This is a genomic window from Pseudomonas sp. GW822-FHT02E03 (assembly GCF_058802325.1).
Genome location: NZ_JBXAOA010000075.1, coordinates 1 through 13876, shown reverse-complemented (window position 1 = coordinate 13876; position 13876 = coordinate 1). Strand labels below are relative to the sequence as shown.

General features: G+C 59.8%; 15 protein-coding genes. 8 read left to right on the top strand and 7 right to left on the bottom strand.

Annotated elements, in window-relative coordinates; genetic code table 11:
• Positions 1-172 precede the first annotated feature (172 nt).
• The 4 genes from AC1RQB_RS27465 to AC1RQB_RS27450 all read left to right on the top strand — a co-directional run bounded on the left by AC1RQB_RS27465 (position 173) and on the right by AC1RQB_RS27450 (position 3370).
• Positions 173-1393 carry a hypothetical protein gene (locus tag AC1RQB_RS27465; protein ID WP_063343308.1) on the top strand — a complete coding sequence of 407 codons (1221 nt, stop codon included), beginning with the start codon at positions 173-175 and terminating at the stop codon, positions 1391-1393.
• Between the two features lie 37 nt (positions 1394-1430).
• Positions 1431-2060 carry a Vgb family protein gene (locus AC1RQB_RS27460; protein ID WP_063343309.1) on the top strand — a complete coding sequence of 210 codons (630 nt, stop codon included), beginning with the start codon at positions 1431-1433 and terminating at the stop codon, positions 2058-2060.
• Between the two features lie 103 nt (positions 2061-2163).
• Positions 2164-2862, top strand: a complete 699-nt coding sequence (locus tag AC1RQB_RS27455) for a DUF2238 domain-containing protein (protein WP_063343310.1) — start codon at positions 2164-2166, stop codon at positions 2860-2862.
• A 340-nt stretch (positions 2863-3202) separates the two neighbouring features.
• The gene (locus tag AC1RQB_RS27450; RefSeq protein ID WP_198537217.1) at positions 3203-3370 is read left to right on the top strand and encodes a hypothetical protein; all 168 of its coding nucleotides are present in this window, start codon (positions 3203-3205) and stop codon (positions 3368-3370) included.
• 27 nt (positions 3371-3397) lie between these two features.
• Here the strand turns inward: AC1RQB_RS27450 and AC1RQB_RS27445 are convergent, their stop codons facing one another.
• Positions 3398-3667, bottom strand: a complete 270-nt coding sequence (locus AC1RQB_RS27445; protein ID WP_008068154.1) for a hypothetical protein — start codon at positions 3665-3667, stop codon at positions 3398-3400.
• Positions 3668-4136: 469 nt separating this feature from the next.
• Between AC1RQB_RS27445 and AC1RQB_RS27440 the strand changes: the two genes are divergently transcribed.
• Both AC1RQB_RS27440 and AC1RQB_RS27435 read left to right on the top strand, forming a co-directional pair.
• Complete coding sequence (locus AC1RQB_RS27440) at positions 4137-5198, top strand: hypothetical protein (protein ID WP_063343311.1); 1062 nt, start codon at positions 4137-4139, stop codon at positions 5196-5198.
• Between the two features lie 17 nt (positions 5199-5215).
• Positions 5216-5569, top strand: a complete 354-nt coding sequence (locus AC1RQB_RS27435) for a DUF1428 domain-containing protein (protein ID WP_008068166.1) — start codon at positions 5216-5218, stop codon at positions 5567-5569.
• Between the two features lie 14 nt (positions 5570-5583).
• Here AC1RQB_RS27435 and AC1RQB_RS27430 read toward each other — a convergent pair whose 3' ends face one another.
• On the bottom strand, positions 5584-5778 hold the full coding sequence (locus tag AC1RQB_RS27430) for a hypothetical protein (RefSeq protein WP_008011745.1): 195 nt from the start codon (positions 5776-5778) through the stop codon (positions 5584-5586).
• Positions 5779-5902: 124 nt separating this feature from the next.
• Between AC1RQB_RS27430 and thpR the strand changes: the two genes are divergently transcribed.
• On the top strand, positions 5903-6442 hold the full coding sequence (gene thpR / locus AC1RQB_RS27425) for an RNA 2',3'-cyclic phosphodiesterase (RefSeq protein ID WP_063343312.1): 540 nt from the start codon (positions 5903-5905) through the stop codon (positions 6440-6442).
• Positions 6443-6848: 406 nt separating this feature from the next.
• Here the strand turns inward: thpR and AC1RQB_RS27420 are convergent, their stop codons facing one another.
• The 5 genes from AC1RQB_RS27420 to AC1RQB_RS27400 all read right to left on the bottom strand — a co-directional run bounded on the left by AC1RQB_RS27420 (position 6849) and on the right by AC1RQB_RS27400 (position 12082).
• Positions 6849-7946 carry a polyamine ABC transporter substrate-binding protein gene (locus AC1RQB_RS27420; RefSeq protein ID WP_063343313.1) on the bottom strand — a complete coding sequence of 366 codons (1098 nt, stop codon included), beginning with the start codon at positions 7944-7946 and terminating at the stop codon, positions 6849-6851.
• Positions 7947-8035: 89 nt separating this feature from the next.
• Positions 8036-8920, bottom strand: coding sequence for an ABC transporter permease subunit (locus tag AC1RQB_RS27415; protein ID WP_063343314.1), 885 nt, complete (start codon positions 8918-8920; stop codon positions 8036-8038).
• Positions 8917-9798 (bottom strand): ABC transporter permease subunit, encoded by an 882-nt coding sequence (locus AC1RQB_RS27410; protein ID WP_162130620.1) that lies wholly within the window; start codon positions 9796-9798, stop codon positions 8917-8919. The genes AC1RQB_RS27415 and AC1RQB_RS27410 overlap by 4 nt, the downstream gene beginning before the upstream one ends.
• 29 nt (positions 9799-9827) lie before the next feature.
• On the bottom strand, positions 9828-10970 hold the full coding sequence (gene potA / locus AC1RQB_RS27405) for a polyamine ABC transporter ATP-binding protein (RefSeq protein ID WP_063343315.1): 1143 nt from the start codon (positions 10968-10970) through the stop codon (positions 9828-9830).
• Between the two features lie 350 nt (positions 10971-11320).
• On the bottom strand, positions 11321-12082 hold the full coding sequence (locus AC1RQB_RS27400) for a gamma-glutamyl-gamma-aminobutyrate hydrolase family protein (protein ID WP_063343316.1): 762 nt from the start codon (positions 12080-12082) through the stop codon (positions 11321-11323).
• Positions 12083-12362: 280 nt separating this feature from the next.
• Here AC1RQB_RS27400 and AC1RQB_RS27395 point away from each other — a divergent pair, with 280 nt between their 5' ends.
• Entirely contained in the window at positions 12363-13739 is a 1377-nt protein-coding gene (locus AC1RQB_RS27395; RefSeq protein WP_063343317.1) for a glutamine synthetase family protein, read from the top strand.
• Positions 13740-13876: the final 137 nt, after the last annotated feature.

Sequence of the window (13876 nt, the reverse complement as noted above, 5' to 3'; positions counted from 1 at the left end):
CGGATAGATGAAAGCAAGCCAAACACGCATCAAGAACAGTATTGCAGAAAAGGGGGTAACCATAGATGTAGGAGCTGTCGAGCCTGCGGTCGATCAGCGTGCGGCCGGGCGGTCGTGAGATAGACTGATCAGCGGGCATCGGACGGTGGGGGTGACAGGTGGCGCGCTTCAGATGGATTCGCTGATCACCGCTGCAGCGCGTGCGCTTGCGGCGGGTGATCCCCTCGGCGCGCTGAACCGCATCGCCTTGCGCGACGATGCGCCGGCGCTCGCGCTTCGTGGCATCGCGATGGCGCAGCTGGGAGACCTGGTGCGCGCGAAGGCGCTGGTGCGCAGCGCCGCACGTGCTTTCGCGCCGAAAGAGGCGTTGGCCCGCGCGCGATGTGTCGTCGCCGAGGCCGAGATCGCGCTCGCCTCGCGGGACCTGAACTGGCCAACCAAGGCACTCGACGCCGCGCGGGTGACGCTTCAGGCGCACGGCGACTGGGTCAACGCCGCCCATGCGCGGTACCTCGAAATCCGCCGCTTGCTGTTGATCGGGCACCTCGACGAGGCTGAGCACCGGCTCGCCGAACTCGATCCGACACCGTTACCGCCCGCATCGAAGGCGGCCTACGAGCTGGTCGTGGCAGGCATTGCGATGCGTCGCCTGCAAACAAAAGCAGCGCGCGCTGCACTTGAACGGGCCGAGCGTGCCGCACAACATGCCGCTATCCCCGCGTTGACGGCCGAGGTCGAAAGCGCCGCCCGCATCCTCGACACACCGGCGGCGCGGCTGATTGTCGGTGGCCAGGAACAGCCGCTGCTGCTCGATGAGATTGAAGCGTTATTGGCATCCCCTAAGCTGGTCGTGGACGCCTGCCGGTATGTCGTGCGCGATGCAGGCTCGGCGGTTTCACTCGCCCGCCGGCCGGTGTTATTCGCGCTCGCCCGGGCGTTGGGCGAAGCGTGGCCTGCCGACGTGCCAAGGGAGACGTTGATTGCGCGCGCCTTTCGTATGAAAGTCGCGGATGACTCCCATCGCGCGCGGTTGCGCGTCGAGCTCGGGCGGCTGCGCGCGGCGCTGCACCTGATCGCCGATGTCGTCGCGACCCCGCGAGGGTTTGCGTTGGTGCCGCAGGATGCGCGTGACGTCGTGGTGCTGGCGCGGCCTGTCGAAGAGCAGCATGCGACGCTGCTCGCCTTCCTCGCTGACGGCGAATCGTGGTCGAGTTCGGCCCTGGCGTTGGCGCTTGGCGCCAGTCAGCGCACCGTGCAACGAGCCCTCGACACGCTGGCGGTTGCGGGCAAGGTGCAGTCGTTCGGTCATGGCCGGGCCCGTCGCTGGATGACCCCGCAGGTCCCAGGATTCGCGACGGTATTGTTACTCACAGGGTTGCTGCCCAATGACTAGCATCCACTTCACCAACCCAGTGAACGAGGAGCAAGACATGAAACATTCAACAGCCGAAATCATCCGCGAATACGGTCCTTTCCCAGGCGTCGACAGCGTCCATGGCGTCACCCATGACGGCCAGCAGGTCTGGTTTGCCTCCGGCGACAAACTCAACGCCCTGGACCCTGCAAGCGGCAAGACGCTGCGCTCGATCGATGTCGCCGCCCATGCCGGTACAGCCTTCGACGGTCAGCACCTGTTTCAGATCGCCGAGGATCGCATCCAGAAAATCGACCCACAGACCGGCCGTGTACTCTCCACCATCCCTGCGCCCGGCGGCGGTGGTGACTCGGGGCTCGCCTGGGCCGAAGGGACGCTCTGGGTGGGTGAATATCGCGAGCGCAAGATTCATCAGGTCGATCCCCAGACCGGGGCAGTGCTGCGCACGCTCGAATCCAACCGCTTCGTCACCGGGGTAACCTGGGTCGAGGGCGACCTATGGCACGGCACCTGGGAGGGTGACGAGAGCGAATTGCGGCGAGTCGATCCGGTCACGGGCGAGGTGCTGGAGAGCGTCCAGATGCCGGCTGGCGTCGGGGTCTCGGGACTTGAGTTCGATGGCCACGACCGGTTTTTCTGTGGCGGCGGCAACAGCGGGAAGGTGAGGGCGGTGCGCCGGCCTTGATAAGCGTTGGGGGCGGGTATCGGGCCGCAATACCCGCCCAGAAAAAACGAACTTGCGACGCGGCCGCGTCTCGAATTTAAAAGACTCGAGAAGAAGGCGCCCAATGAGCAAGTCGATCGGCGCAAAAGACCTGAGTGCTCACAGCAGACCTCTGCCGGTCATGACGCCCAAGGAGCATCCGCGATACGACCTGGCGCTGTTGATTGCCTTTCTTCTCATCATCGCAGCGCTGGGTATTTCACCTCATAGCCGAGTGGATTGGGTCCTGGAAAACCTGCTGGCCCTGCTGCTGGTGATGGTCCTGGTGGGCGTCTCTCGACGGTTCCGCCTGTCTGCCGTTTCCATCAGCCTGGTGTTCGTATTTCTCTGCATTCATGAGCTGGGGTCGCACTACACCTATGCGCTGGTGCCCTACGACCGCTGGTGCTCTGCCTTGACCGGCGTCAGCCTGAACAAAACCCTTGGGTTTGAGCGCAATCATTACGATCGGCTGGTCCATCTGACATATGGACTCTTGCTGGTGTATCCGATTCGGGAAGTGCTGGTGCGAATCACGCCGCTGCGGGGTTTCTGGGTGGGTTTTGTCGCGCTGAACATTGTGCTGTCGACCTCGGCTGTCTATGAAATCGTGGAATGGATAGGTGGGCAGTTCCTGGGAAAAGACACGGCGAAGGCATTCGTCGCTGCACAAAATGACCCATGGGACTCTCAAGCCGACATGGCGCTGGCCGTGGCAGGGGCGTTCTTTACGTTGCTGGTTGCCCGGTTCTGGCGAGGTTTTTTCATCAAGACTCTGGATTAAATGACTCCGGAAAAAAATTCATAAAACTTATAGATTGTTGGGGTTTGGAGCAGTTGCTCAGAAGCCTTGATGGCGATGCTCGGTGAGCACCCGGCTTTGTATCAGGATTCTTGCAGAGGCAGCGTGCATGACTGTCGCGGTTGGAGAAAGTTGGAGGTCGTGCCGGAGGGGGAAACAGCCATCACCGATAGGCTCGCGCCCTGAAAATACTGTGGAATATGAGTCATTTTCGATACAACCATTACCCATTCTTTACATTGAAACGGTGCTCAAAGCCCGGTCAACACTGTCTGAAAGGGCGAGAAAGGTTGTTTTTCTCGCCTAAATAGAGAGTGAAGTAATGATGTTGAACAGAGTTGTAAAAGTGGCGTTGGTATTCGCTTTGTTGTCGTCCCTGTCGGGCTGCTGGATGTTCTTCCCGCCGGGTGGTGGTGGTGGTGGTGGTGGTGGTGGTGGTGGTGGCCATCATGGAGGTTTCGGTGGTGGTCCCGGTGGCGGCCCACGCTGACCAGCCATCACAGCATCACCCAGCGTGTCAGAAGGTGAACGCTTGTCCCGCCCGTGACGGATGCTGAGCCATTTCAGTCTCCAGTAGATGCTCAACCAGCACATCATTCAAAAAGCGGAACTGATCGTTGAGCCCGACCACTTCGTTACTGAAGTGGTTGGCCGCTGCCGGCATCAGCAAGGCCTCGAAGTGCTCATCGAACACCAGCGCGACTGCTTTGCGAGACACGACCTGCTGCGAATAGTAGTTGCTACCGAATACCGGGAAGCTCACGGCGAGGCTGACGGAATGAATCATGATTTCGGTTCCTCGGTTTGACCGATATCCAGCACGAAGCGGGAAAACAAGGTCAGGGTAACGGCCGTCAGGGCCAGGCAGGTCAGGAGATGGATCAACATGATTTGCCCCTCCGGTGCGGGGTTGAAATAGGGATGAGATTGATCCTGCACCTGATGGTTTTTTTGCGGAAGGCATTCGCGGCGATGGTAAGTATTGACGTGAATGATGGTGGCGATCTGCGCAGGGGGAAATAGGAACCCAGGGATCCATTGTGGCGAGGGAGCTTGCTCCCGCTCGGCTGCGAAGCAGTCGCAATAAAAGACACCTGCGTTATATCTGAACCACTGCGGTTGGCAGGTTTCAGGGCCGCTCCGCGCCCCAGCGGGAGCAAGCTCCCTCGCCACGCCCGCCCCCGACCTATACTCAAATCAGTACGCTGTTTAGCGTCGGACACTCCGTTCGACGCAGTCTGTAGGACCCCGCGATCTTGAACCTGCGTTCGCTGATCGTCGCTGTGTTGGTGATATTGGCGGGATGCGCCACGCCCACGCCTGCCCCGGTAATCGTGGTGCCGGTGGTGGTGTCCCAGAGCACCTGGCAGCAGGTGGACCGGGAGATTGTCGCCGCTTCGCAACAGGCCACCGAACAGGCCAGGGTCTACGCCCGCGGGTCTATGGAGCACTGGCGCACGCGGGTTTATCAGCAAACCGAAGAAGTCTTCATTCCGTGGTTCAGCAGCTACTGGACCCAGGAATGGCTGTCGATGAAAGTCAGCTGGTACGCCATCAATGCCGGAGACGAGCAGGATGCGGCAACCAAACGCCTGGCGGCCTATCTGCTGGAGCAATATCACCGGCGCGTGCTGGAACCGGTGGCGGTGGAGATCGATCCCGACGCGATCCTCGGCCAGGCGACAGAGTTTTATGTGCAATTGATGGGGCAGCAGCTCGAAGTTATTTCCAAACGTCATGGCGTGCCAATGGCGCAGCTCAACGGTCGCATCCAGAAAATTCCGGCTATTTCACTGGGCCCGCCGCCTGCCCGTGACGCTTCGCTGTATCAGGTGGTGCATGCCGAACTGAGCAAATTGCCGGCCTATCTGGCGTTGATCGAGAAGATCCATACGGCGGGCGGCGAGAAGGGCATCGCCTCGACGGACGCTGGCATGGCGCCGGTAGCCAAGCGTGCCAGTAAGCGAATACAAGCCGAAATGGCCCCGCGAGGGGCGGCCAGTGCGGTGGCGGCAATGGCGGGGAAGGCGGCCGGTGCGCTGATCTCCGTGGGAGTGGCGGGGGTGCGCGCAATTATCCAGGCCAACGACCGGCCCGATAGCGAAGCGCTGATCCGCAGCAGCCTGGGCAATTCGTTCGACAAGGCATGGGTGAAGCTGGTGGATAACCCCGCAACCGGCGTCATGGCCGGAACGCTGTACATGGCCAGGCAAATTGAGGGCAGCCTGGAGGAGACCGTCGAGCCGTCGGTCGGTCTGGATGCAGGAACTGTCGATTTTAGCCACGTTGATTCGACTACCCAGCAGATCACCCCATAACCCGAAGGAGAACGATCATGGCTTACGTTGATGGCTTCGTCGCTGCAGTACCCACCGCCAACCGCGAAAAATTCAAGCAACACGCACAATCCGCTGCCGAAATTTTCAAGGAAAGCGGCGCACTCAGTCTCGCCGAATGCTGGGGCGATGACGTGCCCGATGGCAAACTGACCTCATTTCCCATGGCAGTAAAACTCAAGGAAGACGAAACCGTGGTGTTTTCCTGGATCGTCTGGCCAGACAAGGCCACCCGTGACGCCGGGATGGCGAAACTCATGAGCGATCCGCGGATGCAGCCGGACGTCAATCCGATGCCGTTCGACGGCCAGCGGGCGATTTTTGGCGGTTTCGAGATGCTCGTCAAAGCCTGAACATCGCCGCAGGATCACTCCGGCGTCGGGGTGGTCCTGCAACTCTTGCGGTTACGAATCTGGCTGTCCGTCGGCCGCTCCTTGATGAACTCGAAGCGCGGCTCGCCTTCGTTGTAGTGAACCAGCCAACCCCATTCCAGCTCGGATTCATCCTGGCCCGGCTTGGGTGGCACAGCCCACCATGGCTCTTTGCTGATGACCTGACGCATGGCGCCCTCCCGTCGATTCGGTTGCTTCAACTATAACGCGCCTGCCGGGTGGTGCCAGAAATGCACTTGCTGGTGTGGTATCCCTTTGTAAAATCAAAGGGCCCGAGGCCTTGAGGTGCCAGACATGAGCGATGAATCCCGTGAGCCGTTCAAACGGCTGTTTTACGCCCTCAACTGCGCCCCCGAACAACGCCGGGCCATCGCCCAATGGCGCAGCGCGCTGGGGCTCAACATCGGACGCCCGGTGCCGGCGGAAAACTTTCATCTGACGCTGCTGTTTCTCGGCACGGTGGGGATGGCGCAGATAGCGGGCGTCTGCAAGGCCGCCGCCAATGTGCGCACGTCCGGCGTGCCGTTGACGGTGGTGCTGGATCGGCTGGACGTCTGGCGTCGCTCCGGGGTGTTGCTGCTGGCGCCCGCTCAGGCGGCACCGGAGCTGCTGCGCCTGGTGTATGCGCTGGAGCAGGCGATGCTGCCGTTCGGTTTTGAAGACACCCGCCGGGAATTCCGCCCGCATTTGACCCTGATGCGCGACTACCGGGCACCGGTCCCCGAATCCGCTACGCCGCCAGAGTTTTTCCTGCGTGCCGATCGCTTTACCTTGTTCGAATCCCATAAAGGGCGGTACCGGGCGCTGGCGGAATGGCCGCTGGTTTGTGCATAAGCCCACACAAAAAAAGGCGCCCGAGGGCGCCCGAAATTCACCTTAACCGAGGAAGCCAGGTGAAACCGTTCTTCTGAGAGGAGTGCAGCGGTGGTAAGGCGCTGCGTGAACGGAAAATGGTTGAAACCTTGCCACTGATCGTTCCCATGCTCAGCGTGGGAATACAGCCCGGGACGCTCCGCGTCCCTTCCAGAGCCGAACGCGGAGCGTCCGTGGAGGCATTCCCACGCAGAGCGTGGGAACGATCAAAGCTGTCATTGATGCTGGATGTAATGGCCTCATCGCGAGCAGGCTCGCTCCCACAGGGGATCGGCGTCGTTAACAAATCTGCGTTCCACCACGGACTACTGTGGGAGCGAGCCTGCTCGCGATAGCGATGTCAGGTTCAACAGTGATGCCGAGTGAATCACTTACCCAGCTTCACCCGCGTCCAGCCCCGGGTCATCACCCGCTGAATACCGATCGGCATATCTGGAATGGCATACAACGTCGCCATCACCGCTTGCGGCGGGTAGGAGCCCGGGTCGTCGCGAATCGCTTCATCCACCAGTGGCGTGGCCGCTGCGTTGGCGTTGCTGTAGCCGATGTTGTTGGTGACCTCGGCGATGATGTCCGGACGCATCAGGAAGTTCATGAACAGGTAGGCGTTGTCGACGTTGGTCGCGTCCCGTGGGATGGCGACCATGTCGTAAAAGCTGCCGGCGCCTTCTTTCGGGATGCTGTATTCGATCTTCACCTTGTCGCCGGCTTCCTTGGCGCGGGCCTTGGCTTGCAGCACGTCGCCGGAGTAACCGACCGCTACGCAGATGTTGCCGTTGGCCAGGTCGGAGATGTACTTCGACGAATGGAAATAAGCCACCGACGGGCGAATCTTCATGAACAGCGCTTCGGCTTCGGCGATCTGTGCCTTGTCTTGGGAATTCACCGGGTAGCCCAGATAGTGCAGGGCGGCCGGGAGCATTTCTGTCGGTGAATCAAGGAAGCTGATGCCGCAGGCTTTGAGCTTCGCGGCGTTTTCCGGTTTGAACAGCAGGTCCCAGGAGTTCACTGGGGCATCAGTGCCCAGCACTTCCTTGACCTTGGCCGGGTTGTAACCGATACCGATCGAACCCCACATGTACGGGAAAGCGTGGCCATTGTCAGGGTCGCTGGCAGAGGCGTTTTTCAGCAGCACCGGATTGAGATTTTTCCAGTTCGGCAGCTTCGATTTGTCCAGCGGCTGATAGACACCAGCCTTGATCTGCTTGGCCAGGAAACTGTTGGACGGCACCACAATGTCGTAGCCGGATTTACCGGCCAGCAAGCGTGCCTCAAGGGTTTCATTACTGTCGAACACATCGTAGGTCACGCGAATGCCGGTCTCGTCTTCGAACTTCTTGACCGTGTCCGGGGCGATGTAATCCGACCAGTTGTAGACGCGCAATACCTTGTCATTGGCCTGGGCACCGGTAGCCATCGCGCCCAATAAGGACAGTGTCAGCAGAGTCCTGCCAAACATTTTCATCGGTACAACTCCATTTTCTTTTTATAGAACACAGTAGGAGCGAGGCTTGCCCGCGAAGAACGATGACGCTCGCTCCTACAGGATTTTCACTAGGCCGTTGCTTCGACCCGCTGGTTTTTCGGCTGCTGCCAGGACTCGCTGGCGGTCTGGTCCATGGCTTCCTGGATCGCCCGCTTGCGCGTGGCTTCGGCCTTGCGGCTGAAGTACCAGACCATGAACGTGACGAGCGACACCGCCAGCAGAATCAGGCTGGCTACGGCATTGATCTCAGGCTTCACGCCCAGACGCACCGCCGAGAACACTTCCATCGGCAACGTCGTGGAGCCCGGGCCAGAGACGAAACTCGCCAACACCAGATCATCCAGCGACAAGGCAAACGACATCATGCCGCCCGCCGCCAGCGACGGCGCGATCATCGGGATGGTGATCAAAAAGAACACCTTGAACGGCCGCGCGCCCAGGTCCATGGCCGCTTCTTCAATCGACAGGTCCAGCTCACGCAAACGCGCTGAAACGACCACCGCCACATACGCTGCGCAGAACGTGGTGTGGGCGATCCAGATCGTCACCAAACCACGTTCCTGCGGCCAGCCAATCAACTGCGCCATGGCCACGAACAGCAACAACAGCGACAGACCGGTGATCACTTCCGGCATCACCAACGGCGCCGTCACCAGACCACCAAACAGCGTACGGCCCTTGAAACGTGTCACACGGGTGAGCACGAAAGCGGCGAGGGTGCCCAGCGCCACGGCGGCAATCGCGGTGTAGCAGGCGATTTCCAGGGAGCGCACCACCGAGCCCATCAGTTGCGTGTTGTCGAGCAGGCCGACGTACCACTTCACCGACCAGCCGCCCCACACCGTCACCAGTTTCGAGGCGTTGAACGAGTAGATCACCAGAATCAGCATCGGCAGGTAGATAAACGACAGGCCGAAAATCAGCATGAACTTTGAAAATCCGAAGCGTTTCATCCCCGTCCCTCCATCTCTTTGGCCTGGCTGCGGTTGAACAGCAGAATCGGCACAATCAGGATCGCCAGCATCACCACCGCCAGGGCGGATGCCACCGGCCAGTCGCGGTTGTTGAAGAACTCTTGCCACAGCACCCGGCCGATCATCAGGGTCTCCGGGCCGCCTAACAGTTCCGGGATCACGAACTCGCCGACCACTGGAATGAACACCAGCATGCACCCGGCAATGATGCCGTTCTTGGCCAGCGGCACAGTGATTTTCCAGAAGTTGTTGAAGTTGCTCGAACCCAGGTCCGACGCGGCTTCCAGCAAGCTGTGATCGTGCTTGACGAGGTTGGCGTACAGCGGCAACACCATGAACGGCAAGTAGGCATAGACCACGCCGATGTACACCGCCGTGTTGGTATTGAGGATCTCGATCGGATGCGACGTGAGCCCGGTCCACATCAGGAACGCGTTGAGCAAACCGTTGTTGCTGAGAATGCCCATCCACGCATAGACGCGAATCAGGATTGCGGTCCAGGTCGGCATCATGATCAACAGCAGCAGAACGTTCTGCGTTTCCTTGTTGGCCTTGGTGATCGCATAGGCCATCGGGAAACCGATCACCAGGCACATCAGTGTGCTTAAAAACGCGACCTTCAACGAGCCGAAGTAAGCCGAGATGTACAACTCATCTTCGGTCAGCAGCGAGTAGTTGCCGATGTTCAGCAGCAGCTGGAATTTCTGTTCGGCGAAGGTGTAAATCTCGGAGTAGGGAGGTATGGCCAGGGCCGCTTCCGAGAAGCTGATCTTCATCACCAGGAAGAACGGCAACAGGAAAAACAGGCACAGCCACAGGAACGGGATGCCGATGACCAGTTTGCGGCCGCTGGGCACCAGGCGCAGGAACTGCTGATTGAAGGTTCTCATGAGCGCAGTACCACGCCGCTGTCGTCTTCCCACCACACGTAAACCTGATCGTCCCAGGTCGGGCGCGCGCCACGGCGTTCGGCGTTGGCCATGAACGACTGGACGATCTTGCCGCCGGGCAATTCCACGTAAAAAACCGAGTGGCCGCCGAGGTAGGCGATGTCATGCACCTTGCCTTCGGACCAGTTATAGCGAGTCTCGGGCTTGAGGGTGCTGACCAGCATTTTTTCCGGGCGGATCGCATAGGTGATCGACTTGTCCTGCACCGACGTGCTCACGCCGTGGCCGACGTAAATCTTCTGCTCAAGGTCTGGGCTGTGAATGATCGCGTGACCTTCCAGATCCTCGACCACCGTGCCGTCGAAGGCGTTCACGTTGCCGATGAATTCGCAGACCATGCGGCTGACTGGCGCTTCATAGATGTCGACCGGGCTGCCGATCTGGGCGATCCAGCCCAGGTGCATGATCGCGATGCGTTCGGCCATGGTCATGGCTTCTTCCTGATCGTGGGTCACCATCACGCAGGTCACGCCGACCCGCTCGATGATTTCCACTAACTCCAGTTGCATCTGCGAGCGCAGCTTTTTATCCAGCGCACCCATCGGTTCGTCGAGTAGCAACAGCTTCGGACGCTTGGCCAAGGAGCGCGCCAATGCGACACGTTGACGTTGGCCGCCAGACAACTGATGCGGCTTGCGTCTGGCGTACTGGGTCATGTGCACCAGCCGCAGCATCTCTTCGACACGGGCGTCGATTTCGCTGGCGGGCAAACGGTCCTGCTTGAGGCCGAAGGCGATGTTCTGCGCCACCGTCATGTGCGGGAACAGGGCGTAGGACTGGAACATCATGTTGATCGGCCGTTCGTACGGCGGCATGTCGGTGATGTCGACACCGTCGAGCAGAATCCGCCCTTCGGTCGGGCGCTCGAAGCCGGCGAGCATGCGCAGCAGCGTCGATTTACCCGAGCCGGAACCGCCGAGCAGGGCGAAGATTTCGCCTTGATGGATCTCCAGGGACACATCGTCCACAGCGGTGGTTTCGTCGAATTTCTTGGTGACGCGGTCGACTTTCACCAACACCTTTTTCGGTGCCTGGTGACCTTCAAGAGCCTTCCTGTAGATGCTGGAGGCGTTTGCCATATGAAACTCCCAACAGGTTTCAGTCGTCGGGCCAACGCGGCCTGACTTAAGAGTGGATTGCAAGCCCTGGCCGGACGATGCCAACGCGATCCCTGTAGGAGCGAGGCTTGCCCGCGAAGACGGTGTGTCAGTCGACATCATCGTTACCTGATACACCGCCTGCGCGGGCAAGCCTCGCTCCTACAGGGATTTGCGCTTACCCATACCGGAGGGCTTATTCGGCACCGCCATCCTGGCTGCCTGGTCGTACTTGTTGTTATTGCGGTTCATCTATTACGTGAGCGACCGGCGCGCAAAGGCACGCCCGCCAGACTCACGGGGGCAGTTAAATCGTTGAATGCTGTTTGAAGTCAGCGCGTATTACGCAGCGCCGCCCGTTGCCGGCACGCGTCGCCAAACGCCTGGAAAATACTCAAGTAGGGGGGATTCGAAAGCACCTGCCATTCAGGGTGCCATTGCACGCCAACGGCGAAGGCCTTGCTGTGCTCGACCGAAATCGCCTCGATCAAACCATCCGGCGCGACAGCTTCAGCGCGCAGGCCGGGAGCGAGTCGGTCGATGCCCTGGCTGTGAATCGAATTCACCTGAAACACCTGCGGCAGGTCCAGCGCTTCGAACACGCCACCCGGTTGCACACTAACCGCATGCGCCGGTGCGTACTGCACAGCCAAATCCGGATGATCCGCTTCCCGGTGATCGAGCATGCCGGGCAGTTCGTGCACCTTCTGATGCAGGCTGCCGCCGAACGCCACGTTCATTTCCTGAAAGCCCCGGCAGATGCCGAGCACCGGAACACCGGCGGCGATGGCTGCGCGTAATAAGGGCAGGGTGGTGGCGTCCCGTTGCGGATCGTGATCCGTACCGGGGGCGCTGGCCGGGCCTTGATAGTGGAAGGGCTCCACATTTGATGGCGAGCCGGTCAGCAACAGACCGTCGAGCTGCGCGAGCAGGTCATCGATTTCGGTCAGTTCGCCTAAGGAAGGAATAACGACGGGCAACCCCAAAGCCGCGACGCTGACAGCACGCAAATACTTGTCGCCGCTGACGTGGTAGGGGTGCAGGCCAATCTGTTTGATGCACGCAGTAACGCCGATCAATGGCTTGAATGCCATTTTTATCACCTCGAAGTTTCACACTTGAACGAGCTTTTCCGGAGCTTAGCCTTGTTGATTTTAATTAACAACTCTCATGTAAAAAATTCTAAACGCCACACGTCAGATCTTCAGGATTTACGCGGTGCGCAAGACTGATCTGGCACTCTTGTGCCCAAAAAAAGCCCGAAAATAAAGGTTGAAAGGCCAAGTGTTCGCTATTGACTTCACTTTGCCTTTCGGATTGACTGGGCTCGTGAAAGGGTAGTGAACATAATAATTAACAGCTAATAGGTGCATCATGTCGGTCCCTCTGCGTGCCGTTCAACTCAACGAAGCAAACGCATTCCTTAAGAAATATCCTGAGGTTTTGTACGTCGACCTTCTGATTGCGGATATGAACGGTGTGGTGCGCGGCAAGCGCATCGAACGCACCAGTCTTCATAAGGTTTACGAAAAAGGCATTAACCTCCCGGCGTCGCTGTTTGCCCTGGACATCAACGGTTCTACGGTGGAAAGCACCGGCCTGGGTCTGGACATCGGCGACTCGGATCGAATCTGCTTCCCCATCCCCAATACCCTCAGCATCGAACCCTGGCAGAAGCGCCCCACCGCGCAGCTGTTAATGACCATGCACGAACTCGAAGGCCAGCCGTTCTTCGCTGACCCTCGCGAAGTGCTGCGTCAGGTGGTGAGCAAGTTCGATGACATGGGCCTGACCATTTGCGCAGCGTTCGAACTGGAGTTCTATCTGATCGACCAGGACAACGTGAACGGTCGTCCGCAGTCGCCGCGCTCGCCGGTGTCCGGCAAACGTCCAATGTCGACTCAGGTCTACCTGATCGACGACTTGGACGAATACGTCGACTGCCTGCAAGACATCCTCGAAGGCGCGAAAGAGCAGGGCATCCCCGCTGACGCCATCGTCAAGGAAAGCGCCCCGGCGCAATTCGAAGTGAACCTGCATCACGTCAACGACCCTATAAAGGCCTGCGACTACGCGGTGTTGCTCAAGCGTCTGGTGAAGAACATCGCCTACGACCACGAGATGGACACCACCTTCATGGCCAAGCCGTATCCGGGCCAGGCGGGTAACGGTCTGCACGTGCACATTTCGATTCTCGACAAAGAAGGCAACAACATCTTTGCCAGCGAGGATCCCGAGCAGAACGCCGCACTGCGTCACGCGATCGGCGGTGTGCTCGAGACCCTGCCGGCGCAGATGGCGTTCCTCTGCCCGAACGTCAACTCGTACCGCCGTTTTGGCGCGCAGTTCTACGTGCCGAACTCGCCAAGCTGGGGCATCGACAACCGTACCGTTGCGGTACGCGTGCCCACCGGTTCAGCGGATGCCGTGCGCATCGAGCACCGCGTAGCCGGCGCCGATGCCAACCCGTACCTGCTGATGGCGTCGGTGCTGGCTGGTATTCACCATGGCCTGACCAACGAAATCGAACCGGGCGCCCCGGTCGAAGGCAACAGCTACGAGCAGAACGAGCAAAGCCTGCCGAACAACCTGCGCGATGCTTTGCGTGAGCTGGACGACAGCGAAGTCATGGCGCGCTACATCGACCCGCTGTACATCGACGTGTTCGTGGCGTGCAAGGAAAGCGAGCTGGCCGAGTTCGAGAACTCCATCTCCGACCTTGAGTACAACTGGTACTTGCATACGGTTTGATGGGGCCACAACCCGTCAATCAAGGATAAGGGGGTGAACACAAAACCTGTGTGCACCACCAATCCCTGTGGGAGCGGGGGGGGGGGGGGGGGGGGGGGGGGGGGGGGGGGGGGGGGGGGGGGGGGGGGGGGGGGGGG

Coding starts and splice junctions, on each gene's coding strand:
- AC1RQB_RS27465 (WP_063343308.1), top strand. CDS start 173: ATGGATTCGCTGATCACCGCTGCAGCGCGTGCGCTTGCGGCGGGTGAT.
- AC1RQB_RS27460 (WP_063343309.1), top strand. CDS start 1,431: ATGAAACATTCAACAGCCGAAATCATCCGCGAATACGGTCCTTTCCCA.
- AC1RQB_RS27455 (WP_063343310.1), top strand. CDS start 2,164: ATGAGCAAGTCGATCGGCGCAAAAGACCTGAGTGCTCACAGCAGACCT.
- AC1RQB_RS27450 (WP_198537217.1), top strand. CDS start 3,203: ATGATGTTGAACAGAGTTGTAAAAGTGGCGTTGGTATTCGCTTTGTTG.
- AC1RQB_RS27445 (WP_008068154.1), bottom strand. CDS start 3,667: ATGATTCATTCCGTCAGCCTCGCCGTGAGCTTCCCGGTATTCGGTAGC.
- AC1RQB_RS27435 (WP_008068166.1), top strand. CDS start 5,216: ATGGCTTACGTTGATGGCTTCGTCGCTGCAGTACCCACCGCCAACCGC.
- AC1RQB_RS27430 (WP_008011745.1), bottom strand. CDS start 5,778: ATGCGTCAGGTCATCAGCAAAGAGCCATGGTGGGCTGTGCCACCCAAG.
- thpR (WP_063343312.1), top strand. CDS start 5,903: ATGAGCGATGAATCCCGTGAGCCGTTCAAACGGCTGTTTTACGCCCTC.
- AC1RQB_RS27420 (WP_063343313.1), bottom strand. CDS start 7,946: ATGAAAATGTTTGGCAGGACTCTGCTGACACTGTCCTTATTGGGCGCG.
- AC1RQB_RS27415 (WP_063343314.1), bottom strand. CDS start 8,920: ATGAAACGCTTCGGATTTTCAAAGTTCATGCTGATTTTCGGCCTGTCG.
- potA (WP_063343315.1), bottom strand. CDS start 10,970: ATGGCAAACGCCTCCAGCATCTACAGGAAGGCTCTTGAAGGTCACCAG.
- AC1RQB_RS27400 (WP_063343316.1), bottom strand. CDS start 12,082: ATGGCATTCAAGCCATTGATCGGCGTTACTGCGTGCATCAAACAGATT.
- AC1RQB_RS27395 (WP_063343317.1), top strand. CDS start 12,363: ATGTCGGTCCCTCTGCGTGCCGTTCAACTCAACGAAGCAAACGCATTC.